This is a genomic window from Paractinoplanes deccanensis (genome assembly GCF_016862115.1).
GTDB classification, from domain to species: Bacteria; Actinomycetota; Actinomycetes; order Mycobacteriales; family Micromonosporaceae; genus Actinoplanes; species Actinoplanes deccanensis.
Genome location: NZ_BOMI01000002.1, coordinates 192,307 through 216,177, shown reverse-complemented (window position 1 = coordinate 216,177; position 23,871 = coordinate 192,307). Strand labels below are relative to the sequence as shown.

At 70.4% G+C, this 23,871-nt stretch carries 18 protein-coding genes and 1 pseudogene; 10 read left to right on the top strand and 9 right to left on the bottom strand.

The window, feature by feature from the left end; genetic code table 11:
- Nucleotides 1-76 precede the first annotated feature (76 nt).
- From kynU to Ade02nite_RS50195, 4 genes are read right to left on the bottom strand one after another with little or no spacing between them, the layout of a single operon-like run.
- Nucleotides 77-1,270 (bottom strand): kynureninase, encoded by a 1,194-nt coding sequence (gene kynU / locus Ade02nite_RS01010; RefSeq protein WP_203759543.1) that lies wholly within the window; start codon nt 1,268-1,270, stop codon nt 77-79.
- Nucleotides 1,267-2,121, bottom strand: coding sequence for a tryptophan 2,3-dioxygenase (locus Ade02nite_RS01005; RefSeq protein WP_203759542.1), 855 nt, complete (start codon nt 2,119-2,121; stop codon nt 1,267-1,269). Before Ade02nite_RS01005 ends, kynU begins: the two co-directional genes overlap by 4 nt.
- Before the next feature lie 22 nt (nt 2,122-2,143).
- On the bottom strand, nt 2,144-2,554 hold the full coding sequence (locus Ade02nite_RS01000; RefSeq protein WP_203759541.1) for a YchJ family protein: 411 nt from the start codon (nt 2,552-2,554) through the stop codon (nt 2,144-2,146).
- An 8-nt stretch (nt 2,555-2,562) separates the two neighbouring features.
- The gene (locus Ade02nite_RS50195; protein ID WP_275409857.1) at nt 2,563-2,976 is read right to left on the bottom strand and encodes a methyl-accepting chemotaxis protein; all 414 of its coding nucleotides are present in this window, start codon (nt 2,974-2,976) and stop codon (nt 2,563-2,565) included.
- A gap of 573 nt (nt 2,977-3,549) precedes the next feature.
- Between Ade02nite_RS50195 and Ade02nite_RS00990 the strand changes: the two genes are divergently transcribed.
- The 9 genes from Ade02nite_RS00990 (at nt 3,550) to Ade02nite_RS00950 (ending at nt 17,817) form a co-directional block, all read left to right on the top strand.
- A complete protein-coding gene (locus Ade02nite_RS00990; protein WP_203759539.1) occupies nt 3,550-4,548 on the top strand; it encodes a LacI family DNA-binding transcriptional regulator in 999 nt (332 codons plus the stop codon).
- Nucleotides 4,549-4,794: 246 nt separating this feature from the next.
- Nucleotides 4,795-6,177 (top strand): ABC transporter substrate-binding protein, encoded by a 1,383-nt coding sequence (locus tag Ade02nite_RS00985; RefSeq protein ID WP_203759538.1) that lies wholly within the window; start codon nt 4,795-4,797, stop codon nt 6,175-6,177.
- A gap of 59 nt (nt 6,178-6,236) precedes the next feature.
- The gene (locus tag Ade02nite_RS00980) at nt 6,237-7,169 is read left to right on the top strand and encodes a carbohydrate ABC transporter permease (RefSeq protein WP_203759560.1); all 933 of its coding nucleotides are present in this window, start codon (nt 6,237-6,239) and stop codon (nt 7,167-7,169) included.
- A gap of 4 nt (nt 7,170-7,173) precedes the next feature.
- On the top strand, nt 7,174-8,046 hold the full coding sequence (locus Ade02nite_RS00975) for a carbohydrate ABC transporter permease (RefSeq protein ID WP_203759537.1): 873 nt from the start codon (nt 7,174-7,176) through the stop codon (nt 8,044-8,046).
- Between the two features lie 112 nt (nt 8,047-8,158).
- On the top strand, nt 8,159-9,742 hold the full coding sequence (locus Ade02nite_RS00970) for a glycoside hydrolase family 13 protein (protein WP_203759536.1): 1,584 nt from the start codon (nt 8,159-8,161) through the stop codon (nt 9,740-9,742).
- 77 nt (nt 9,743-9,819) lie between these two features.
- The gene (locus Ade02nite_RS00965) at nt 9,820-13,374 is read left to right on the top strand and encodes a galactose-binding domain-containing protein (protein ID WP_203759535.1); all 3,555 of its coding nucleotides are present in this window, start codon (nt 9,820-9,822) and stop codon (nt 13,372-13,374) included.
- A gap of 83 nt (nt 13,375-13,457) precedes the next feature.
- Nucleotides 13,458-14,330: an alpha/beta fold hydrolase gene (locus tag Ade02nite_RS00960; protein ID WP_203759534.1), complete on the top strand. Its 873-nt coding sequence runs from the start codon at nt 13,458-13,460 to the stop codon at nt 14,328-14,330.
- 41 nt (nt 14,331-14,371) lie between these two features.
- Nucleotides 14,372-15,970: a methyl-accepting chemotaxis protein gene (locus tag Ade02nite_RS00955; protein WP_203759533.1), complete on the top strand. Its 1,599-nt coding sequence runs from the start codon at nt 14,372-14,374 to the stop codon at nt 15,968-15,970.
- A gap of 566 nt (nt 15,971-16,536) precedes the next feature.
- The gene (locus Ade02nite_RS00950) at nt 16,537-17,817 is read left to right on the top strand and encodes an HNH endonuclease signature motif containing protein (protein ID WP_203759532.1); all 1,281 of its coding nucleotides are present in this window, start codon (nt 16,537-16,539) and stop codon (nt 17,815-17,817) included.
- Here Ade02nite_RS00950 and Ade02nite_RS00945 read toward each other — a convergent pair.
- Nucleotides 17,814-18,789: pseudogene (locus tag Ade02nite_RS00945) on the bottom strand (IS701 family transposase). The gene Ade02nite_RS00950 and the pseudogene Ade02nite_RS00945 sit on opposite strands and share 4 nt — an antisense overlap.
- Nucleotides 18,790-18,813: 24 nt before the next feature.
- Nucleotides 18,814-20,241: an MFS transporter gene (locus Ade02nite_RS00940; protein ID WP_203759531.1), complete on the bottom strand. Its 1,428-nt coding sequence runs from the start codon at nt 20,239-20,241 to the stop codon at nt 18,814-18,816.
- A 64-nt stretch (nt 20,242-20,305) separates the two neighbouring features.
- Between Ade02nite_RS00940 and Ade02nite_RS00935 the strand changes: the two genes are divergently transcribed.
- Nucleotides 20,306-20,860 (top strand): TetR/AcrR family transcriptional regulator, encoded by a 555-nt coding sequence (locus Ade02nite_RS00935; RefSeq protein WP_203759530.1) that lies wholly within the window; start codon nt 20,306-20,308, stop codon nt 20,858-20,860.
- 9 nt (nt 20,861-20,869) lie between these two features.
- Here Ade02nite_RS00935 and Ade02nite_RS00930 read toward each other — a convergent pair whose 3' ends face one another.
- From Ade02nite_RS00930 to Ade02nite_RS00920, 3 genes are read right to left on the bottom strand one after another with little or no spacing between them, the layout of a single operon-like run.
- Nucleotides 20,870-21,895: a Gfo/Idh/MocA family protein gene (locus Ade02nite_RS00930; protein ID WP_203759529.1), complete on the bottom strand. Its 1,026-nt coding sequence runs from the start codon at nt 21,893-21,895 to the stop codon at nt 20,870-20,872.
- Nucleotides 21,896-21,926: 31 nt separating this feature from the next.
- Complete coding sequence (locus Ade02nite_RS00925; protein ID WP_203759528.1) at nt 21,927-22,391, bottom strand: hypothetical protein; 465 nt, start codon at nt 22,389-22,391, stop codon at nt 21,927-21,929.
- A 13-nt stretch (nt 22,392-22,404) separates the two neighbouring features.
- Complete coding sequence (locus Ade02nite_RS00920) at nt 22,405-23,742, bottom strand: GGDEF domain-containing protein (RefSeq protein ID WP_203759527.1); 1,338 nt, start codon at nt 23,740-23,742, stop codon at nt 22,405-22,407.
- Nucleotides 23,743-23,871 lie beyond the last annotated feature (129 nt).

The following is a 23,871-nucleotide window of genomic DNA, read 5'->3' as shown; positions in this document are numbered from 1 at the left end:
GGGCTTGGCTGGTGGAGGGCCGCTCCGGTGCGGAGGCGGCCGTTCCACCAGATCGTGTCGGCGGTGACGGCTGTGGTCACAGGAGCGTGCGCAGGACGGCGAGGCCGCGGTGGACCTCGGCGAAGCTGGTGCTCAGCGGGGCGGGGCCGATGCGCAGGCCGTCGGGGCGGCGGTAGTCGGGGATGACGCCGCTGTTCCACAGGGGCTCGAGGAGCTGTTCGAAGCCGGGGCGGCGGAGCGTGATGTGGCCGCCGCGGCGTTCGGGGGCGCGAGGGCTCACCACCTCGACACCCTCGGGGACCAGCCATTCGTCGGCGAGCTCCAGCACGTACGAGGTCAGGCTCAGGGACTTGGCCCGGACCCGCTCGATGCCGGCCTCGGCGAGAACGTCCAGGTTGGCGTGCAACGGCACCATGGCGAGGATCGGCGGGGTGCCGCTCAGCAGCGCCCGCGCGCCCTTCGCCGGCTCGTAACCCGGGCCCATCTCGAACGACGCGCGGTGGCCCATCCAGCCCTGGATCGGCTGGCGCAGCTCGTTCTGCAGGCCGCCGCGAAGGTACGCGAACGCGGGCGCGCCCGGGCCACCGTTCAGATATTTGTACGTGCAGCCGACCGCCAGGTCGACGCCCCACGCGTCCAGCTCCACCGGCACCGAGCCAGCCGAATGGCACAGGTCCCACATCGTCAGCGCGCCGGCCTCGTGCGCGACCCGGTTGATCTCGGCGACGTCGGCGAGCCAGCCCGAGCGGTACGCGACGTGGCTGAACAGCACCAGCGCCGTCCGCTCGTCGACGGCCTCGGCGACCTGCTCCGGGTGGATGCCCTCGGTGGGGTCGGTCTCGATCCACACGAGCTCGAGGCCGCGTTCGGCGGCGATGCCCTCCAGCACGTACCGGTCGGTGGGGAAGTTGTCGGTGTCGAGCACGACCCGCCGGCGGCCGGGGCGCGCGTCGACCGCCGCCCGGGCCAGCTTGTAGATGAGCACGGTGGTCGAGTCGGCGACGACGACCTGGCCGGCCGCGGCGCCCAGCGCGATCGCGCCGAGCCGGTCGCCGAGCGTCAGCGGCCACTCCAGCCAGCCGTCGGTCCAGCCCTGGATCAGGCGGCCCGCCCACTGCGTGCGGATGAAGTCGTCCATGAGGTCGGCGGTGGCCTTCAACGGCCGGCCGAGCGAGTTGCCGTCCAGGTAGGACACGGCGCCGGTCTCCACGAAACGGTCGCGGAAGGGAGCCAGGGGGTCGGCGGCGTCCAGGGCGAGCGGGTCGGTCAACTCGGCACTCCGATCTCGGTGCGTACGGCGTACAGCTCGGGGAAGAACGTCAGGTCGAGGGCCTTGCGCAGGAAGTCGACGCCGCTGGAGCCGCCGGTGCCGCGCTTGAAGCCGATCGTGCGCTCCACGGTCTTGAGGTGCCGGAAGCGCCAGAGCTGGAAGTTCTCCTCCAGGTCGACGAGCTCCTCGCAGGCCTCGTACGCCTCCCAGTTCTTCTCCGGGTCGTCGTAGATGCCCTTGATCACCGGCACGAGGCCGGCGTTGAACCGGTACGGCAGGCTCACGTCCCGCTGGAGGATCTCCACGGGTACGTCGTGACCGTGCCGGTAGAGGTAGCGCAGGAACTCGTCGTACACGCTGGGGGCCTCGAGCGCCTCGACCAGCAGCTCCCGGGCCGCCGGGTCGTCGTCGAAGAGCGACAGCATGCGGCGGTCCTTGTTGCCGAGCATGAACTCGACCGCGCGGTACTGATACGACTGGAAACCCGACGAGGTGCCGAGGAAGCTGCGGAACTCGGCGTACTCGCTCGGGGTCAGGGTGGCCAGCACCGACCACTGCTCGGTGAGGGTGCGCTGGATGTGCTTGACGCGGGCCAGCCCCTTGAGCGCCGGCCGCAGGTCGTCCTTGGCGAGGTGGGCCCGCACGGCGCGCAGCTCGTGCAGCACCAGCTTGAGCCACAGCTCGGAGGTCTGGTGCTGAAGGATGAAGAGCAGCTCGTCATGGTGCTCCGGGGTGCTCACCGGGTGTTGCGCGCCGAGGATCTCGTCCAGGTGCAGGTATCGCCCGTACGAAAGGTTGACCTTGAAGTCCCGGACGATGCCGTCCTCGATCGGTCGTTGCTCCGCTGCCATCCCTGAAGGGAATCACACGAGGTCAGACATTGGCGAGTGACCCGTTGGTAAGGATCGGACCCCAGTACACCCACTGACCGTCATGCCGTACGAAACGGGAGCGCTCGACCATGTCGCCGTGCTTGCCGCGATCGGTGTAGTGCGCCCGGAACTCGACGACGCCCTCGGTGTCGAACATGCCGCCGCGCTCGGTGTCGAGGATCTCGAGCGACGTCCAGCGCAGCCCCTTGTCCGGCTCGATGTGGCCGGGCCGGGTCTTCGGATGCCACGAGCGCAGCACGTAGTCGCCGTCGTCGAGCGCGAAGGCGGCGAACCGGGACCGCATGAGCGCCTCGGCGGTGGCCGGCTTGCCGCCCCGGTGCAGAGGTTCGCAACATTCCGCGTACGGCAGGCCGCGCCCGCACGGGCAAGCAGTGGTCGTCTTCTTCGCCATGGCTCCATTTAACCGTGCGCGAGTTCGCTGATCAGTTCCTGACAGCGCTCCAACTCACCGATCATCCGCTCCACGGCCTCGACGGCACTCGCGGTGCCACTGCGAATCCCGCCCACCTCGGCATCGATCCGGCTGGTGGCGGTGGCGGTCTGCCCGGCGAGCTGCTGCACCTCCCCGGCGACCACGGCGAACCCCTTGCCGGCCTCCCCGGCGCGCGCGGCCTCGATCGTCGCATTGAGCGCGAGCAGGTTCGTCTGCTTGGCAATGGCCGCGATCAGCTGCACGACCTGCTCGATCTCGGCCCCACCCGACTCCAGCCCGCGGATCACCGAGGCCGCGGCCCGCGCCGCCCGCACCGCGGCCTCGGTAGCGCTCGCCAACTCCCGCCCAACATCGACGAGCCGCTGATCCCTCTCGGTCATCGCGCCTCCCCTTGCGCGTTCTACGGTCCCACTGCGGCCTCGGCCGCGCACCGCATTCGCCCCGATTGCCGGGGGCGGCGCCCCCGGCCGGCCACGAGCGACGGCTTGCCTTGCGACGGACAGGCGACGTATTCGCTTTCGAGCACGCTTCGCTTCCTCAGACGGCCCGATCGGGTCATGCGAGCCCATGGCTCCGCGCTCATCTCTGCGGCCCTGCGGACGGGTTCGTAAGGCGCACATCCGCTCTCGGGTGAGAGGCGTTCGCCCAGCTCTGTCAGCTCGGCTCGCACGCTCGCGAAGGTGGCCGCTGCGGCTCATGGTGGCGGGACAGCGGCCGTCCGCCGAATGAGCTGTGGAAGCGTGCGCAAGAGATGACCGGAGAGTTGTGGCGGAGAGTGGTCACTTAATCGCTTCACCCCGGGGGAGGCGCGCACGCGGCGCAACATCGGCGAAACATGAGCATCGCGGATGACGGCGCCGGGCTGACGGGATCTGAAAGTTCGAGCGCCGGGTGCTGAAATTTCGGCGGACTGCCGTACGGAAATTGCATAGATCTGACGTAAGCTGTCCGGTGTGACCAAACGTCTTGCCGAGGTGGCCAAGAAGGCGGGAGTCAGCGAGGCGACCGTCAGCCGGGTGCTCAACGGGCGCAGCGGCGTCTCCGAGTCCACGCGCGCGTCGGTGCTGACGGCTCTCGATGTGCTGGGCTATGAGCGGCCCACCAAGCTGCGCGGTGAGCGCGGGCGGCTGGTGGGGCTGGTGCTGCCCGAGCTGCAAAACCCGATCTTCCCGGCGCTGGCCGAGGTGGTGACCGCCTCCTTGGCGCAGCGCGGGTTCACGCCGGCCCTGTGTGCGCGGACGATCGGCGGTGTTCCCGAGCGCGACTACATCGAGATGCTGCTCGATCATCAGGTCTCGGGGGTGGTGTTCGCCGGTGGGTCCTATGCGCTGGCCGAGGCGGAGCACGGGCACTACAAGGCGCTGACCGATCGGCGCATGCCCGTCGTCATGGTCAACGCCGGCGTCGGTGACCTCGGGTTCCCGCACATCTCCACCGACGACGCGGTGGCGGTCGAGCAGGCGTACGGGCATCTGAAGTCCCTGGGGCACGAGCGGGTGGGCATGGTGATGGGTCCCGAGGACCACATGCCGTCGCGGCGCAAGCTCGGGGCGCTCGTGAAGATCGCGGGGCCGGAGGGTGAGGGGTGGTTCGTCGAGCGGACCAACTTCTCGATGGAGAGCGCCCGCCTCGCCGCCGCCAAGCTGATCGAGCGGGGCGTCACCGGCATGATCTGCGCGAGCGATGTGCTGGCGCTCGGGTCGATCCGGGCGGCGCGGCGGCTCGGGCTCGACGTGCCGGCCGACGTCTCGGTGGTGGGTTTCGACGACTCGGCGCTGATGACCTGCACCGATCCGCCGCTGACCACCGTGCGCCAGCCGATAGAGATGATGGGCCAGGCGGCTGTCGACCTGCTGGTCAACCAGATCGAGGGCAGCGGCGTCGAGCCGGACGAGCTGCTCTTCGAGCCCGAGCTGGTGGTGCGGGGGTCGACGGCGCCGGCCAAGCGCTGACATAACGGACGGAAAGCAGAAGGGCGAGCCCAGCCGGGCTCGCCCTTTTTGCGTGTCTGCGGTCACAATCTCGACATCTGCCGCGATCACAGTCGCGTTTTTTCAGCGAACGATCGAAACCTTGCCGAAACAGGTCGGTCTCGTTACAGTGACTCCACTCACTCCCGCCCCGAGCCACCACGGGCGGACGACACACGCGAATCAAGCGAAGGCCACGGATACACCCGTTCCCGAAGGGATGGACAGATGTCCACACCGCAGTACCGGAAGGTTGCGGCCCTAGCGCTCGTAACCGGCCTGGGGCTCAGCCTCGTGGGGTGCTCCACGAAGAGCGACGACGACTCCGGGACAGACGCCGCCGGCAAGACCACCATCACCGTCGACTGCCAGCCCGTCGGCGCCCAGAAGGAGCTGCTGGCCAACTGGAACGCGGATGTCGCGGCGTTCGAGAAGGACAACCCCAACATCACCATCAAGAGCGTCAGCGTCGGCGAGCAGTGCAACAACCCGCCGGACTTCACCGCCCGGCTGGCCGGCGGCACGATGACCGACGTCTTCTACGGCTACATGACCGACCTGCAGCAGGTGCTCGACTCCGGCCAGGCGATGGACATCACCGGGCTCGTCAGCAAGGACACCATCCCCACCTGGGACAGCGTCGACCCCGCCCTCAAGGAGGTCTTCACCGACGGCGGCAAGCTCTACGCCGTCCCGGTGAAGAACTACTCGATGGGCCTGGTCTACAACAAGACCCTCTTCAAGAAGGCCGGCCTCGACCCGGCCAACCCGCCGAGGACCTGGGCCGACGTCCGCACCGCGGCCAAGAAGATCTCCGCGCTCGGCGGCGGCATCGCGGGCTTCTCGGAGTACAGCGCCGGCAACACCGGCGGCTGGCACTTCACCGCCGAGCTCTACTCGCAGGGCGGCGACGTGCTCTCCGAGGACGGCAAGAAGGCCGCCTTCAACACGCCCCAGGGCAAGCAGGTGCTGCAGAACCTCAAGGACATGCGGTACGGCGACAACAGCATGGGCAGCCGCCAGCTCCTCCAGTGGGGCGACCTGCTGACCAACGCGGGCGCCGGCAAGGTCGGCATGTTCATCGGCGCGCCCGACGCGACCCAGGCGATCGTCAGCCAGTTCCAGGGCAAGTACGAGGACTGGGCGATGGGCCCGATGCCCGGCCAGGACGGCCCGGCCAAGGCGACGCTCGGCGGCGGCGAGGGCTACTTCTTCAAGAAGGGCCTCTCCGACGACCAGGTGAAGGCCGGCCTCAAGTGGCTCGCGTACCAGAAGCTCACCCCGGGCAAGGGCCAGCTCGACTACGTGCGGGCCAAGCCGCAGAACTACCCGGTCGGCCTGCCCCAGCCGCTGCTGTTCACCAACGGCAGCGAGGCGCAGAAGCAGGAGCTCGACCTGCGCAAGGCCAACGCGAACGTGGACACCGCCAACTTCGCGGTCTTCGAGCAGAACCCGGTGCCGATCAAGGGCGAGCCGCGCAACGCGCAGGCGATCTACGCGGTGCTCGACTCGGCGATGTCCGGGGTGCTGACCAACCCGAACGCGAACATCGACGAGCTCCTCAAGACGGCCGAGACCAAGGTCAACCAGCTCCAGGCCGCCGGTAGCTGAGTGACCGGGCGCGGGAGCCGCGCGGCTCCCGCGCCCGTCGAAAAGGAGTTCCCTTGACCATCGTCGCGCCGCACATCACGAAGCAGCCGAGCCCGCCCGCGCCGGTCGCGAGGACGAAGCGGAGCCGCAAACTGCGGGACAACCTCACCGGTCACGCGTTCCTGATCGGGGCGGTCGTCTGCTTCGCCCTCTTCATGTGGTTCCCGATGATCCGCGGCATCGTGATGAGCTTCCAGCGCACCCGCCGCGGCGAGACGACCTGGGTGGGCTGGGACAACTACACCCGCATCGTCGCCGACCCCAGCTTCTGGATCGCCTGGAAGAACACGTTCGTCTTCACGCTGCTCGCGCTGGTCCTCGGCTACCTGCTGCCGTTCTTCGTGGCGATCCTGCTCAACGAGCTCCGCCACTTCAAGGGCTACCTGCGGATCCTGGTCTACCTGCCGGTGATGCTGCCGCCGGCGTCCGCGCTCTTCCTCTTCAAGTACTACGCGTACGACCCGAGCGACGCCGGCCTGTTCAACGCGATTCTCAAGGTCCTGCACCTGCCCACCTCGGAGTGGATGCAGTCGCCGGGCATGACCATCCCCGCCATGGTGATCGCGTCGACGTGGATGAACATGGGCGGCGCGGTCCTCATCTACCTGGCGTCGCTGCAGAACATCCCGGGCGAGCTGTACGAGGCGGCGGAGCTCGACGGCGCGGGAGTGGCGCGGCGCATCTGGAACGTGACGATCCCGCAGACCCGGCTCATCCTCGCGCTGCTGGCGATGCTCCAGATCGTCGCCACCATGCAGCTGTTCATCGAGCCGCTGATCCTCGCGAACGGCGCCGGCACCCAGGACTCGGCCACCTCGGTCGCGTACCTGATCTACCAGCACGGCTTCTTCCAGAACGACCTGAACGGCGCCGCGGCGCTCGGCGTGATCATGCTGCTGGTGCTGGCCGCCTTCTCCGCCGTCTACGTGCGACTGACCACGAAACAGGACTGAGACGATGACCCGTACCCTCATCTCGCAGGCGCAGCTCCGGCGGGGCCGCGGCCGGTTCCTCTACTGGGCGGTCCTCGCCGTCGTGGTCCTCGGCTTCACCCTGGTCTTCCTGGGGCCGCTCTACTGGATGGTCACCGGCGCGCTCAAGTCGGGCCAGGAGATCGCGCAGACGCCGCCGACGCTGTGGCCGCGCGATCCGGAGCTGCGGAACTACGCGGACGCCTGGAACAACCTGGACCTCGCGAAGCTGATGTTCAACACGTTCTACTACGCGGCCGGCGCGGTCTTCTTCCAGCTCGTGTTCGACACCGCCGCGGCGTACGCGCTGTCGAAGTTGCGGCCCGCGTTCGGCAACGTCATCCTCGCCGCGATGCTGGCGACCTTGATGATCCCGGCGATGGTGCTGATCGTTCCGCAGTACGTGACCGCGATCGACCTGCCGATCGTGCACGTGAACCTGCTCGACTCGCCGTGGGCGATCTGGCTGCCGCTGGTCGCGAACGCGTTCAACATCTTCCTGCTCAAGCGGTTCTTCGACTCGATCCCCGAGGACCTGATCGCCGCCGCCCAGGTCGACGGGGCGTCGCCGCTGCGCACGCTCTGGTCGATCATCCTGCCGATGTCGCGGCCCATCCTCGGCGTGGTGTCGATCTTCGCGGTGACCGCGGTCTGGAAGGATTTCCTCTGGCCCAAGCTGGTCATGCCGTCACCGGAGACGCGCACGCTCAGCGTCGGCATCTACGCCTTCTCAGGCGGTACGCCGCAGAACGTGGTGATCGCCGCCTCGGTCATCGCCGCGATCCCCACGGTGATCATCTTCCTGGTCTTCCAGCGGAACATCATGTCCGGCCTCACGACCGGCAGCCTCAAGGGCTAGCCCGTCCAACCACCCCGCCGCCGCCCTTGAGCGGACTAAAGGCTCTTCTGACAGTAAAACCGGGCGGTTCAGTTAAACCGTCAGCCTCAGCGTGCACAGAAAGCGGGCAAAAGTGTCTCACCAAGACTCCCAGTGGTGGCGCGACGCGGTGATCTACCAGGTCTATCCGCGCAGCTTCGCCGACGCGGACGGCGACGGCGTCGGCGACATCGCCGGCATCCGGGCCCACCTGGGACACCTGGCCGGCCTCGGTGTCGACGCCATCTGGATGAGCCCCTGGTACCCGTCGCCGATGGCCGACGCCGGCTACGACGTGGCCGACTTCCGCGACATCGACCCGGCGTTCGGCACGCTCGCCGAGGCCGAGGCGCTGATCGAGGAGGCGCACGCGGCCGGCATCCGGATGATCGTCGACATCGTCCCGAACCACCTCTCCACCGAGCACCCGTGGTTCCAGGCGGCCCTGGCCTCGCCGGACGCGCCCGAGCGCGACTACTTCTGGTTCCGTCCGGGGCGGGGGCCGAACGGCGACCGGATGCCCACCGACTGGATCGGCGAGTTCGGCGGCACCACGTGGACGCGGGTCCCCGACGGCGCGTGGTACCTGCATCTGTTCGCCCCGCAGCAGGTCGACCTCAACTGGGACCACCCGGTCGTGCGCGCCGAGTTCGAGAGCATCCTGCGCTTCTGGTTCGACCGCGGCGTCGACGGCATCCGCATCGACTCGGCGGCGCTGCTGCTCAAGGACACGAGCCTCCCCGAGGTGCGCGACGGCGAGCCGCACCCGTTCCACGACCTCGACGGCGTGCACGAGGTGTACCGCTCCTGGCGCCGCGTCGCCGACTCGTACGGCGGGGACCGCGCCCTGATCGGCGAGGTCTGGATGCCCGAGGTCGAGCGGTTCGCCAACTACCTGCGCCCCGACGAGCTGCACGCGGCGTTCAACTTCGACTTCCTCGGCTGCGCCTGGGACCCGGCGCTCATGCGGGCCTGCGTCGACCGCACCCTGCACGCGCACGCCGCCATCGGCGCGCCCGCCACCTGGGTGCTGTCCAATCACGACGTGACCCGGCATGTCACCCGCTACGGCCGCGCGGACACCACGTTCAGCTTCGACAACAACCTCGACGGCACCCCGGTCGACCTCGAGCTCGGCACCCGCCGCGCCCGCGCCGCCGCGCTGCTGTCCCTCTCGCTGCCCGGCGCCACCTACATCTACCAGGGCGAGGAGCTCGGCCTCTGGGAGAACGAGAACATCCCGCCGGAGCAGTTCCAGGACCCGATGTGGGGCCGGCGCGGGCACAGCCGCGACGGCTGCCGCGTGCCGCTGCCCTGGTCGGGCGACGAGCCGCCGTTCGGCTTCACCACCGGCACCCCGTGGCTTCCCCAGCCCGCCGAGTGGAAGGACCGGACCGTCCAGGCGCAGACCGGCGACCCCAGCTCGATGCTCGAGCTCTACCGGTCGGCGATCGCGCTGCGGCGCGCCGAGGAAGGGCTGCACCAGCCCGCCATGACCTGGATCGACGGGGGCGGAGACGTCCTCGCCTACACCCGCGGCGACAGGTTCGCCTGTGTCGTCAACATGTCCGGCGCCCCGATCGCCCTGCCGGACCACGAGACCCTTCTGCTCGCCAGTGGCCCTCTCGACGGTGACCGCCTCCCCCCGGACACCGCCGTCTGGCTGCGCCTGCACTGATCCCCGCCGGCGAGCGGAAGAAGCAAGTGGCACCACCCCTCAGGGGGCCTTTCACGGAAGAAAGGTTCGCTCCGCGCATGCGTCGTCTCAGAAGACGACTGCTCGCCGCCCTCGCCGCGGCCGGCGTCGTCGCCACCGTCCTCATCGCACCCACCCCCGCGAACGCCGCCGGCCCCAACCTGGCCGCCGGCAAGACCTTCAGCGCCAGCAGCCACACCGACGTCTACCCGGCCGGCAACGCCGGCGACGGCAACGCCAACTCGTACTGGGAGAGCAACAACAACGCGTTCCCGCAGTGGCTCCAGGTCGACCTCGGCACGTCCACCCAGGTCAACCAGGCAGTGCTCAAGCTGCCACCGGCCACGGCATGGGCGACGCGCACGCAGACGCTGACGGTGCAGGGCAGCACCGACGGCTCGTCGTTCGCCACGCTCAAGGCGAGCGCCGGCTACACGTTCAACCCCGCGAGCGGCAACACCGTCACCATCGACTTCACCGCGGCGAGCGCGCGCTTCGTGCGGCTCACCTTCACCGGCAACACCGGCTGGCCGGCGGGTCAGCTCTCCGAGCTCGAGGTGTACGGGCCGGTGTCCGGCGGCGACACACAGGCGCCCTCCGCGCCCGGCAACCTCGCCTACACGCAGCCGGCCGCCGACCAGATCCGGCTCACGTGGAGCGCGTCGACCGACAACGTCGGCGTCACCGGCTACGACGTCTACGCCAACGGCGTGCTGCGCACGAGCGTCGCGGGCGGCGTGCTGACCTTCACCGACGCGCAGCCGGCGAGCGCGACCGTCTCGTACCAGGTGCGGGCCAAGGACGCGGCCGGCAACGTGTCGGCCGCCAGCAACACGGTCACCCGCACCGGCACCTCCACGCCCGGCAGCAACCTGGCGCTGGGCAAGCCGATCGAGGCGTCCTCGGTGGTGCACACCTTCGTGGCCGCCAACGCCAACGACAACAACACCGCCACGTACTGGGAGGGCAGCGCCTACCCGGCCACGCTGACGGTCAAGCTGGGCGCGAACGCCGCGGTCTCGTCGGTCGTGGTCAAACTCAACCCCGACACCTCCTGGGGCACCCGGCAGCAGACGTTCGCGATCCTCGGGCGCGAGCAGAGCTCGTCGGCGTACACGACGATCGTGGGCTCCGCCGCGTACACCTTCAATCCCGCCTCCGGCAACACCGTGACCATCCCGGTCAGCGCGACCACCGCCGACCTGCGGCTGTCCTTCACGGCCAACACGGGCGCGCCCAGCGGCCAGGTCGCGGAGCTCCAGGTCATCGGCAACGCCGCGCCCAACCCGGACCTGACGGTGACGGCCACCTCGGCGTCGCCGGCCGCCCCGGTCGAGACGGACACGATCACCCTCTCGGCGACCGTGCGCAACGCCGGCACCCTCGGCAGCGGCGCCACCAACGTCACCTTCTACCTGGGTACGGCGAAGGTCGGCACCGCCTCGCTCGGCGCCCTCGCCGGTGGGGCCTCGGCCACGGTCACCGCTTCGATCGGCGCCCGGGACGCGGGCACGTACCAGATCGTGGCGAAGGTCGACGAGGCCAACACGGTCTTCGAGACCAACGAGGCGAACAACTCCCTGACCGGCTCGCTGACCGTCACCCCGGTGAGCAGCTCCGACCTGGTGGCGTCCGCGGTGACCTGGTCGCCGGGCAACCCGTCGGCGGGGCAGACGGTCACCTTCTCCGTCACCCTGAAGAACCAGGGCTCGGCGGCGTCCGCTTCCGGCGCACACAATGTGACTTTGACGGTTCTGAACGGCTCCTCCGTCGTGCGGACGCTCACCGGCTCGTGGAGCGGCACGCTCGCGGCGGGCGCCTCCTCGCCGGCGATCACCCTGGGCACGTGGACCGCCGTCAACGGGCGCTACACCGTCCGTACCGTCATCGCCAACGACGGCAACGAGCTGCCGGTCAAGCAGGCCAACAACACCAGCGAGAAGTCGTTCTTCGTGGGCCGCGGCGCGAACATGCCGTACGACTACTACGAGGCCGAGGACGGCCAGATCGGCGGCGGCGCGGCGGTCGTCGGGCCCAACCGGACCGTCGGCGACCTGGCCGGCGAGGCCTCCGGCCGCCGGGCGGTCACGCTCAACCAGACCGGCGCGTACGTGCAGTGGACCAGCCGCGCGGCGACCAACACGATCGTGGCCCGGTTCTCCATCCCCGACGGCACCACCAGCTCGATCAACGTGTACGTCAACGGGTCGCTCAACAAGACGCTGCCGCTGACCTCCAAGTACGCCTGGCTCTACGGCAACGAGACCGCGCCGCAGAACTCGGGCACCGGGCCGCGGCACATCTACGACGAGGCGAACATCCTGCTCACCGGCTCGTTCCCGGCCGGCAGCACGATCAAGCTCCAGAAGGACGCGGCCAACAGCGGAACCATCGCGATCGACTTCATCAACCTGGAGCAGGTCGCGGCCAAGGCCAACCCGGACCCGGCCCGCTATGTCGTGCCGGCCGGCTTCGACCAGCAGTCGGTGCAGAACGCGCTGGACACCGCCCGCCAGGACTCGTCGAAGGTCGGCGTCTACCTGCCGGCCGGTGACTACCAGACGTCGTCCAAGTTCCAGGTGTACGGCAAGTCGATCCGCGTGGTCGGCGCCGGTCCCTGGTACACCCGCTTCTTCACCCCGTCCACGCAGACCGAGACGGACGCCGGCTTCCGGGCCGACAGCACGGCCAACGGGTCGACGTTCGCGGACTTCGCGTTCTTCGGCAACTACACGATCCGCATCGACGGCCCGGGCAAGGTGTTCGACTTCGCGAACGTCAGCGGGGTGACCATCGACAACATCTGGACCGAGCACGTGGTGTGCCTCTACTGGGGCGCGAACACCGACAACATGGTCATCAAGAACACCCGGATCCGGAACACGTTCGCCGACGGCATCAACATGACCAACGGCAGCGTCGGCAACCTGGTCGACAACAACGAGGCCCGGGCCACCGGTGATGACAGCTTCGCGCTGTTCTCGGCCATCGACGCGGGCGGTGCCGACGAGATCAACAACACGTACTCGAACCTGACCTCGATCCTGACCTGGCGGGCCGCGGGCGTCGCGGTCTACGGCGGCTACGCGAACACGTTCAAGAACATCTACATCGCGGACACCCTGGTCTACTCGGGCATCACTATCAGCTCGCTGGACTTCGGCTATCCGATGAACGGGTTCGGGGCCAGCCCGCCGACGGTCTTCGACAACATCTCGATCGTCCGGGCCGGCGGCCACTTCTGGGGCGCGCAGGTCTTCCCCGCGATCTGGCTGTTCAGCGCGTCGAAGGTCTTCCAGGGCATCCGGGTCTCGAACGTCGACATCGTCGACCCGACCTACTCCGGAATCATGTTCCAGACCAACTACGACGGAGCCGGCCGGCCGCAGAACATCATCCAGGACACGGTGTTCACCAACATCACCATCAGCGGCGCCCAGCGCAGCGGTGACGCCTACGACGCCAAGTCCGGCTACGGCATCTGGGCCAACCCGATGCCCGAGGCCGGCCAGGGCCCGGCGGTGGGCTCGGCGACCTTCACCAACCTGCAGTTCAGCAACAACTACCGGGACATCGAGAACCCCACCAGCACCTTCACCATCATCCGCAACTAAAGGGGCCACCCTCCACGAAGCCCGTTCCCAGGGGCCCGCGAACCGTCCCTCGCGGGCCCCGCACGGGCGCGTATGTTCTGTTTGTGGAGCGTTTCGACCTGCCGGACGGCCGGACCCTGGAATACCTGATCGAGGGGCCGGCCGGGGGTCTGCCCCTCGTCTTCCATCACGGCACGCCGTCCGGCGCGGTGCGGTACGAGCCGGTCTTCAAGGCCGCGGTCCGGCACGGGCTGCGGATCATCCTGCCCAGCCGGCCCGGGTACGCGGGGTCGACGCCCCACCCCGGGCGGCGGGTCGCGGACGTGGCGGGCGATGTGGCGGCGCTGCTCGAAGGGCTCGGCGCCGAGCATTTCGTCACCGTCGGGTGGTCCGGCGGCGGCCCGCACGCGCTGGCCTGTGCGGCTCGGCTGCCCGGCCGGTGCCTCGGGGCCGCGCTCCTCGCGGGCGTCGCGCCCTATCGTGCGCCGGGGCTCGACTGGCTTGCCGGCATGGGCGAGGAGAACATCGCCGAGTTCGGGGCGGCCGCTCACGGCGTACCGGAACTGAATGCCTTTTTGACCCGGATGGCCGACGGCCTGGAGCGGGTGACCGGTGCGGACGTGGCCGACGCCTATGGCGATCTGCTGTCCGGCGTGGACCGCGGCGCGCTGACCGGGGAGTTCGCCGACTATCTCGCGGAGTCGTCGCGCTACGCGGTGTCGGCGGGCATCGCGGGCTGGCGCGAGGACGACCTGGCGTTCCTGGCGGACTGGGGTTTCCCGCTGGAGGAGATCCGGGTGCCGGTGGCGGTCTGGCAGGGCGACCAGGACCGCATGGTGCCGCCCGCGCACGGCCACTGGCTGGCGGCTCACGTGCCGGGCGCCGAGGCGCACCTGCTGCCGGAGCAGGGTCACCTCTCGCTGCTGGCCGAGATCGACGCCGTACTGGAGAGCCTGCTCGCGCACAGCAACTCCTGACTTCTCCGGTTTGTCGAGCCTCGATCGGATTTAATCCGAATATGTCTCGCGTTTCCGGGCTCCTCGGCAATCTCAGCGTGCGGGCCAGCCTCACCCTTCTGGTCGTGCTCACCGGGATCCTCGCCATCGCCGTCGGACTGCTCAGCCTCAGCCGGATGGCGACGGTCGCCGAAAGCGGCCGCAACATCTACTACGAGGCGCTGCTGCCGTCGCGGGACGTGGCCGCCATCCGCGAGAAGGTCTGGACCGTGCGCTTCGAGGCGCTCACCGCCGCCACCTCCGCCGACGCCGAGCTCAAGTCGGCCGCGCAGGAGCGGATGACCGCCGCGCAGGACGCCATCGACGCGACCATCACCTCGTACAAGGCCCGCGACGTCGACGCGCAGCAACTGGCGGCCCTCACCTCGTTCGCCACGGCCTGGGGTGAGTATCTCGACCTGCGCGGCCAGGCCGACGCGCTGCAGGCCGCGGGCAAGACCACCGAGTGGTACGCGCTGCGCAAGGAGAAACTGGCACCGAAGGTCGTCGAGTCGCTCGAACACCTCGAGACGCTCAGCTCGGTCAACGACTCCGCCGCCAACGCGGCCCTGACCCACGCCGAACACAACTACAGCACCGCGCGGGTCGTCGTGCTCGTGGTGCTCAGCGTCGGCCTGGTCGTGGCGGTCCTGCTCGCGCTCTTCATGGCCAACGGCGTCATCCGGCCGCTGCGCCAGTTCCGCGAGGTGCTCGACGCGGTGGCCGAGGGCGACCTGACCCGCCAGGCCGGCATCCACACCCGCAACGAGTTCGGCGACATGGGCGCCGCGCTGGGCCGGGCCACCGAGCGCATGCGCGCGGCTGTGGGCGCCCTGGCCGACGGCGGCAACGCGGTGGCGACCCGGGCCGGCAACCTCCAGGAGGCCTCGGCCACGCTGGTCAGCGGCGCCGACCGTACATCCGGCGAAGTGCACTCCATCGGCGGCGCGGTCGACGAGGTCAACGCCCGCGTCGGCGCGGTGGCCACCGGCGCGGAGGAGATGGGCGCGGCGATCCGCGAGATCGCGGTGAACGCGGCCGAGGCGGCCAGCGTCGCCCACGAGGCGGTCGGCGCGTCCAGCACGGCCGAGGAGCTGATGACCCGCCTGGGCCGCTCCTCCACCGAGATCGGCGACGTGGTCCGCGTGATCACCATGATCGCCGAGCAGACCAACCTGCTCGCCCTGAACGCGACGATCGAGGCGGCCCGCGCCGGTGAGAGCGGCAAGGGCTTCGCGGTGGTGGCGGGCGAGGTGAAGGACCTGGCGCAGGAGACCACGAAGGCCACCGAGGACATCAGCAAGCGGGTGGCGGCCATCCAGGCCGACACGGGCACGGCGGTCGACGCCATCACGACCATCGCCGGCATCATCGGCCGCATCAACGAGTTCCAGACCACGATCGCCTCGGCGGTGGAGGAACAGAGCGCCGTCACCAGCGGCATGGCCGCCGACCTGACCGCGGCAGCCGACGGCGCCCAGCAGATCGGCGCCGGCATCAGCCAGGTCACCGAGGTGGCCGACGAGAACCGCCGGGCCGCCCACGCGACCAACGAGGCGGCCACCGACCTGACCCGCCTCAGCGACGACCTGCAGCAGATGGTTCGCCAGTTCCGGTACTAGCGCGTGGGTGATCCGCTTCCTGGTTCCGTCAGCCGCCTCCTACTGCGTCAACTCCGTCTCCTGGCCCGGCGCGCCGTTCCCCTATGCCCCGTGCCCTCGCGCCTGCATCCACGTGCGGTGAACCCTCGGGCCTCCATCCATGCGCTGTGAACTCCCGCGTCCATCGATGCGCTGAGGGACCCATGTGCCTCCATCCAGGTGGCGGAAGCTCGGCCTCCCCAAATCCCGCCCCTGCATCCGTCGCCCTGGCCGTCTCTCCCTCCTGTTGCCCTCGGTCTCGCGCTTTCCTTCTCCGCCCCCGGTTCCGCTGGCCTCTTCCCTCGCGACATTCGTCCCGCCATCCTGCCCCTACGCCCGGTCACGCGTTGGATCGGCGGCCGGTGCCGCTCGACCAGTCAGGCGTGCGTTGCGCCGGGACTCCTCGACCTCTCCGGCCGATAGCCGGACCGTGCGCCGAGCCCAGTCATCGCCGCCCTCTGCGGTCCGGCTTTGCAGATGATGAATGTCGATCTTCGCGGCATGATCGACTCGGGAAAAGTGTCGTACGTGTGTTCGAAGATGGGTGCGTGTTGGAGGACGTGCAGCAACTGAGCGACGATGCGGCGAAGCTCGCCGCGTCGCCGGTGTGGCCGCTGTCCGACGATGAGCTGACCGACTGTCTCCAGGCTGCCTACCGGCTGGAGCAGGCCGCTTCGGCGCTGCAGGCCCGGCTGGTGCGCCAGGCCGAGACCCGCGGTGTGCCCGCCCGGCACGGGTCTCGCGGCACCGCTGCCTGGCTGCGCACCGTCCTGTTGCTCGACCCGAGCCCGGCGCGTGACCTGACCGAACGCGCCGCCGCGCTGGGCCGGCAGCCCGCGGCCGAGCAGGCTCTGCTCGACGGGCACGCCGACATGCGACAGGCGGCGGCGATCGCGGACGTCGTCGACAGCGTCCGGTCCGGGCTCTCCGAGCTCGGCGACGTGAGCGCCGGCGAGGTCGAGGAGGTGACCCAGCGGGCCACGACGACGCTGATCGAGATGGCCGGGCGGCTGCCCGCCTACCAGTTGCGCCGCGTCGGCCAGCGCATCCTCGCGCACGTCGCCCCGCACCTGGCCGAGCGTGCCGAGGCGGCCGCGTTGGCCCGGCAGGAGGCTCGCGCTCACCAGGCGCGCGAGTTCACCTGGTCGATGCCGCGCGACGGGATCGTGCGGTTGTCCGGGCGCCTCAGTGTCGAAGACGCCGCCACGGTGCGCGCCGCCCTCGAGCCGTTGTGTGCCCCGGTCGCGGGTGACGATCGCCGTCCGGCTCAGCGGCGCGCGGACGCCCTGGTCGACGTGTGCCGGCTCGCCCTGCGCTCCGGCGACCTACCCGACAGCGGTGGGGAAGCCGCCCAGGTCGCGGTCACGATCGGCTACGACCCGCTCACCCAAGCCCTCGGCGCCGCCACCACCGACTCCGGCGAGAGGCTGTCCGGCGAGACGGCCCGGCGGATGGCCTGCGACGCCCGGATCCTGCCCGTCGTGCTCGGCGGCGCCGGGCAGGTCCTCGACATCGGCCGCACCCGCCGCCTCGCCACCGGCGCCCTGCGCCGTGCGCTGCATGTGCGGGACCGCGGTTGCGCTTTCCCCGACTGCGACCGTCCACCCCGCTGGACCGACGCTCATCACATCATTTCCTGGGCGAGCGGCGGGGCTACCAGCTTGGACAACTTGGTCTTGCTCTGCCGGACCCACCACCGTGTGGTCCACCATCCCGACACGAGCTGGCGTATCCGCCTCGGCGCCGATGGGCTCCCCGAGTTCATTTACCTGCCCGAGGCCGACGCCCAACGACATCCGCGCCGCAATCTCTACCACCCGCGCCATTAGTAACTGCGACCCGATGTCGTTGGGCTTGCCGTCGCCTGTTCCGAGGCCCCCTTTGCGGCCTCGGTAGCGCGGGTCACGACCAGGAACGCCGCAGCGGCCATGGCCAGGGTGATGTGGGCATACCAGGCGTCGTAACGGCGAACCTGGTACTGGTCCAGGCCGACCTCGTTCTTCGCCGTCTGAAACGACTCCTCGATCGCCCACCGGGTCCCGGCGACCCGGACCAGGTCCCGTAGCCGGGTGCCGCGCCGGCCGAAGCACCGGTAGTAGGCGATCTCGCCGGTGCTGATCGACCGGTGGGCCAGGACCCAACCGCGGCGGTCGTGGGCGAACTCGGTGCGGATCGGGGTCCACGCCCAGTCGTAGACGCGGGGGCCGTGGGCGCCGTCGCCGCAGGACATCCGCCGCCACGCCCCGGCTCGAACGGCCTCGATCATGGTCTTGACCGGGCTGACGGTGTGCAGCCCGGCCGCCACCTCGTCGTTGTTGCGGGTGGCCATCACATACGCGATGTCCCGCTCCTCAAGCCAGTCCCGCAGGCCGGGGTTCTGCCCGAACGCCTCGTCGGCGCGAGGCGTAGGCCAGGAACGTGCCGATCTGGCAGTTCTCGACCTTGCCCGCCGTGCCGGAGTACTGCCGCTGCACCCCGGCCGACCGCACGCCCTTCTTCACGAACCCGGTGTCATCAGCGATCAGCACACCCTCGGGGTCACCGAGGTGCTCCACCAGATAGCCACGGATGTCGTCACGCACCAAATCCGGACCCCAGCACGGGCTGTACAGCATCTCCTGCACCGCGTTCGGTGAACGCCGGCCGGCATGCTCAGCGATCGTCCACCCGTTACGCCGTTCCAACGGCGCCAGCAACCCCCGCACGTAGGCGAACGCCAACCGACGTGGCTCCACCCGCGAAAACCGGCCCGCGACCGCACCACTGCACGAGCATGGCCGGGTTCCGGCGAACCCGACCATGATCCGTCAGACGCGTCAGACGCGTCAGACTTCGACGGGCGAGAGCTCGGGCAGCACCTCCGGCTCGGGCTTCTCCTCGGCCGCCGCGCGGCGGGCCGTGGGGACCAGCAGGGCGGCGGCGCCGAGCGCGGCGAGGATCAGGAAGGAGATCGTGTACCCGGACTCGGCGGGCAGGCCGGCGGGCCCCGGGTGGGCGGTGATCACCGAGCTGACGACAGCGGTGCCGATGGAGGCGCCGATGGTGCGGATGTTGGTGTTCATGCCGCTCGCGGCGCCGGTCTGGTGGCGGGGGACGGCCTGGACGATCAGGTTGATCATGGAGGAGTAGACGAGGCCGAGGCCCACGCCGAAGACGCCGCCGGCCACCGCGATGGCCGCCTTGTCGTGGTGCTCCAGGGCGAAGGAGAGCGAGGCGAGCGTGCCCAGCCCGGCGCCGATCAACAGCTGCGCCTTGCCGCTCAGCCAGCGGGTCAGCGGGCCGCTCAGCGAGCCGAAGACGGCCATCGTCACCAGCATCGGCAGCATGATCAGGCCGGCTTCGGTGACCGAGGCGCCGAAGCCGTAGCCGGACGCGCGGGGCACCTGGACGAGCTGGGGCAGGAAGGCGAAGACGCCGAACATCGCGGCGCCGAAGAGCAGGGCGACCAGGTTGGTGGTCCAGACCGCGGGCAGCCGCATCATCCGCATGTCGATCAGCGGGTTCGCGGAGCGGACCTCGGCAAGCAACCACGCGGCGAAGAGCACGACCGCGGCGGTCAGCAGCCCGATCGTGCGGCCGGAGGTCCAGCCCCACGCGGTGGCCTTGCTCAGCGGCAGCAGCAGGGCGACGAGCCAGGCCGACAGCAGGGCCGCGGCGAGCCAGTTGACCTTGCCGGGGGTGCGCACCGGGGAGGCAGGGATCAGGCGCCAGGCCGCGAGGGCGACCACGGTGACGACGGCCATCGGGATCCAGAACAGCCAGCGCCAGTCGAGCGCGCCGACGATCGGGCCGGCCAGGACGATGCCGAGGCCGCTGCCGGTGGCGATGACGGCGGCGAGGATGCCGACGGCCGACGAGACGCGCTCGGCGGGGAACTCGTCGCGGATGATGCCGAACGAGACGGGGAAGACGGCGCCGCCGAGGCCCTGCAGGACGCGGGCCACGATGAGGACGGTGACGTTGGGGGCGATCGCGGCGATCAGGCAGCCGACGGCGATCGCGGCGAGCGCGACCAGCAGCGTGCGGTCCTTGCCGAGCATGTCGGCGATGCGGCCCATGAGCGGGGTGGCGACCGACGCGGACAGCAACCAGGCGGTGAGCACCCACGTGACCGTGCCGGTGGACGTGTGCAGGTCCTGCTGGATCGTCGGCAGAACCGGCGTCACCAGCGACTGCATGAGCGAGAAGGCCGCCGCGGCGGCGGCCAGCACCGCGAAGGTCGTTCGCGGCTTGCTCTGATAAAGTCGAGGCATGCCTCCACATTAGCGGAGGCATGCCTCCGGTTCGCAACGGCCGGAGGGCGTGAGGAGGATCACCATGACTGACGTGCCCGTCGCCGTACGCCGGCCACAGCGCGCGGACGCACGGCGAAACTTCGACGCGCTGCTCGCCGCGGCCCGCGAGGCGTTCGCCGAGCACGGCACCGACGCGTCGCTAGAGGACATCGCGCGGCGCGCGGGCGTGGGCATCGGCACGCTCTACCGCAACTTCCCGACGCGGCAGGACCTGTTCGAGGCCGTCTACGTCGACGAGATCAACCAGCTGCACCAGGTCGCCGAGAGGGTCTCGCCGCTGCCGCCCTGGCAGGCGCTGAGCGCCTGGCTCGAGCAGTTCGTGCGGTACGCGGCGACGAAGCGCGCGGTCGTCGAGGCGCTCAACCGCGACTCCGAGATGTTCCGGGCGTGCCGAGCGACCATGTACGCGGCGGGCGAGCCGCTGTTCGAGCGCGCTCAGGCGTCCGGCGAGGTGCGCACGGACGCCAGCTTCGACGACGTCCTGCGCATGATCGCCGGCCTCACCGGAGCGACGTTCGTGGACGACGCTCAGCGCGAGCGCGTGCTCGGCTTCGCCCTGAGCGGCATCAGGGTGTAGGAGGCGGGTCTAGAGGCGGATCGCCTCGCCCGTGCGCGCGCTGCGCCGGGCCGCGTCGAGGACCGTCATCGTCCGTACGGCGTCCTGCGGGTCGACCGGCACCGGGCCCGCACCGCGGACCGCCGCCGCGAAGGCCGGATAGTACGTGTCCCAGCGGCCGCGCTCGGTCGGCACCGGGGTGCCCTCGTCGCCGCGGAAGAGCTTGCCCTGGCTGCTCTCGACGCCCCACCGGTCGCCCAGGTCGGCGGGGGACTTGCCGCCCTTGAGCAGCTCCTCCTGCACGTCGATGCTGCCGTCGAAGCCGGTGACGAAGGTGGCCGTCGTGCCGCTGACCCGGAAGCGAGGGCCGGGCGCGGCCTGCCGCCAGCTGCCCCACAGGTGCGATTCGACGCCGTTGACGTGGTGCAGCGCCACGAACATGTCGTCGTCGAACTCGCCGCTGCCGCGCATCTCCGCGTACACCCGCACGGCCGGGCCGTGCAGGAGCAGCGCCTGGTCGACCAGGTGGGAGCCGAAGTCCATGAGCGTGCCGCCGCCGGCCGCGCCGACCTTGCGCTGCGGCTGCCACCGTTCGAAGCGCGACTCGAAGCGCCGGATCTGGCCGAGCTGTCCGTCGGCGATGAGCCGGCGGATGGTCAGCAGGTCCGAGTCCCAGCGCCTGTTCTGGTAGACGCTGAGCCGCACGCCCTTGTCCTTGGCGGCCGCCACGACCTCGCGCGCCGCGTCGGCGTCCATGGCGAACGGCTTGTCGACGACGACGCTGAGACCGTGGGCGATCGCCTCGAGCGCCAGCTGCGCGTGCGTGGCCACCGGCGTCGAGATCGTGACGGCCTCGGCGCCCGCCGCCGCCAGCTCCGCGATCGAGTCGAACGCGGTCGCCTGCGGGTACTGCTTCGCCACCTCGGCGCGGCGCTCCTCGTTCGTGGTGACCACGCCGACGAACTCGATGTTCGCCGCGGAGGCGATCAACGGGGCGTGGAAGATCCGCCCACCCGAGCCGTAGCCGACAAGCCCGAACCGCACCGCGTCACTCATGCCGAAAAGCCTGCCATACCCGCCTGTCCGGCTACCCCTGGGGCGAGAGCTGCCGGTCCAGTTCCGCCAGCCCGGACTTGATCAGCCGGCCGTAGTCGTCGTCACCGAGCGCGCCGATCGTCGCCCGCGCCCGGTCGAGGTGCTCGCGGGCGCGGTCGAGGTCGCCGAGCTTGCGGTGGCAGTCGGCGAGGTTGAGGTGCAGCGACGGATAGAGGCCGGCCACGGACAGCCCGGCGCCGGACTCGGCGAGCCGGGACTCGGGCAGCCGGTCGGCGGCGGCCAGGGCGCGCTCGTCCCAGAGCAGTTCCTCGCGGACGTCGTCCTGCACGTCGGCCATCGAGTGGGCGAGGACGCAGACGTGCAGCGGGTCGCCGTCCTCGCCGCCGATCTCGGCCCAGACCTCGGCGAACAGGTCGCGGGCGTCGGCGCGCCGGCCCTGGTGGTGGTTGAGGGCCACGCCCTCACCGATGCGGGCGAGAACGGCGTCGGTGGTCATCGATGCAGCTTACTCAGGCGGCGAGCGGGTGCGACGCCCCCGAAGCCGAAGCCGAGTACGTCTCGGTGCGGTTCTTGCCCAGCGTCTTGGCGGCGTACATGGCCAGGTCGGCGCGGCGGGTCAGCTCCTTGGCGGTGATGCCGGGCTCGGCGACGGCCACGCCGATGCTGGCGCCCACGGTCACGGTGGCCGCGGTGAGCCGTACCGGCTGGGACAGGTGCTCGCAGAGCCGGGCGGCGACCGCCGGGGCCTCCGCCGGGTCGGTGAGCAGCAGGGCGAACTCGTCGCCGCCGAAGCGCCCGGCCAGGCCCCGGCCCTCGGCGGCCGAGGCCAGGCGGGCCGCGATCTCCATCAGGAGCTCGTCGCCGGCGGCGTGCCCGTACGAGTCGTTGACCTGCTTGAAGTCGTCGAGGTCGACGTTGAGCAGGGCGACCGGGTCCGGGCCGGCCAGCGCGGCGCCGACGGCGCGCAGGAACTTCGCCCGGTTCGGCAGCTGGGTCAGGTGGTCGTGGTGGGCGATGTGCTCCAGCTCGGCGTGCGCGAGGCAGCCGCCCTCGGCGAGCATCACCTGATGGGACAGCGTGCGGAACGCGTCCATCACCTCCGGCGGCACCGCGCGGCGGCCGGCGACGGCCACCTCGACGTCGGCGGAGAGCGCGTGGAAGTGCCACGTGCGCAAGCCTGGCAACAGAGCCTTCAGGTCGTCGAGCTCGGCGAGGCGACGGCCGCGCAACCCGGCGGGTACGCCGGCCAGGTTGGCGATGTGCCGTCCTCGGCAGTCGCGGCGCACGACGAGCAGGGCGACGCCGGGGTGGAGGGCGACCAGCGCCTCGGCGGTGCGGCGGCCGGTCTCGCGGATGCGGGCGACGTCGGTGACGCCGAGCATGGCGGAGCCGGCCTGGGCGAGCAGGGCCTCGCGGGCGGCGGCCCGTTCCTGGCGGCGCAGGGCCCGGTAGATGCCGCGGGTCAGGAACGCCATCAGCAGCAGCTGGGGGATGAGGGCGAGCACATTGCCGTCGTGCCAGGACAGGTGCCGGCCCAGCGAGTCGGGCGAGATGGCCACCGCGGCGGGGTAGGCGGCGGACGCGAGGAGCAGCCGCGCCGCCCACTGGGTCCGCGAGCCGTAGAGGGAGAGCGCGACCGTGGACGCGAGCGCCAGGGCCAGCGCGCCGAGCGGGTCCCGCAGCCCCGCGCCGCCGACCGCGATCAGCGCCGGAACGAGGGGCACCGTCCACCACGGGGAGCGCTCACGGGCGTACGCCAGAATGATCAGGACGAGAAGCGCGACGATCGCGACCGCCGCGAGCCGCACGTAGGCCTCGGAGCGCCCCGGGTTGCCGAGTTGGGGCACACCTGGGACAGCAGCCCGGCCGAGCCGACGCTGACCGCCGCGAGCCGGGCGCGCTTCAGGTTGTCCCGAGGGATCCGCACCGATCGCCCATCGACGGGAAGCGCGACGATCTGAGCACTCTGTGTGTTC

What these genes read in the sequence shown, in the direction of transcription:
- Ade02nite_RS01005 (WP_203759542.1), bottom strand. Translation starts at nt 2,121, where the DNA reads ATGGCAGCGGAGCAACGACCGATCGAGGACGGCATCGTCCGGGACTTC.
- Ade02nite_RS01000 (WP_203759541.1), bottom strand. Translation starts at nt 2,554, where the DNA reads ATGGCGAAGAAGACGACCACTGCTTGCCCGTGCGGGCGCGGCCTGCCG.
- Ade02nite_RS50195 (WP_275409857.1), bottom strand. Translation starts at nt 2,976, where the DNA reads ATGACCGAGAGGGATCAGCGGCTCGTCGATGTTGGGCGGGAGTTGGCG.
- Ade02nite_RS00985 (WP_203759538.1), top strand. Translation starts at nt 4,795, where the DNA reads ATGTCCACACCGCAGTACCGGAAGGTTGCGGCCCTAGCGCTCGTAACC.
- Ade02nite_RS00975 (WP_203759537.1), top strand. Translation starts at nt 7,174, where the DNA reads ATGACCCGTACCCTCATCTCGCAGGCGCAGCTCCGGCGGGGCCGCGGC.
- Ade02nite_RS00965 (WP_203759535.1), top strand. Translation starts at nt 9,820, where the DNA reads ATGCGTCGTCTCAGAAGACGACTGCTCGCCGCCCTCGCCGCGGCCGGC.
- Ade02nite_RS00955 (WP_203759533.1), top strand. Translation starts at nt 14,372, where the DNA reads ATGTCTCGCGTTTCCGGGCTCCTCGGCAATCTCAGCGTGCGGGCCAGC.
- Ade02nite_RS00940 (WP_203759531.1), bottom strand. Translation starts at nt 20,241, where the DNA reads ATGCCTCGACTTTATCAGAGCAAGCCGCGAACGACCTTCGCGGTGCTG.
- Ade02nite_RS00935 (WP_203759530.1), top strand. Translation starts at nt 20,306, where the DNA reads ATGACTGACGTGCCCGTCGCCGTACGCCGGCCACAGCGCGCGGACGCA.
- Ade02nite_RS00930 (WP_203759529.1), bottom strand. Translation starts at nt 21,895, where the DNA reads ATGAGTGACGCGGTGCGGTTCGGGCTTGTCGGCTACGGCTCGGGTGGG.
- Ade02nite_RS00925 (WP_203759528.1), bottom strand. Translation starts at nt 22,391, where the DNA reads ATGACCACCGACGCCGTTCTCGCCCGCATCGGTGAGGGCGTGGCCCTC.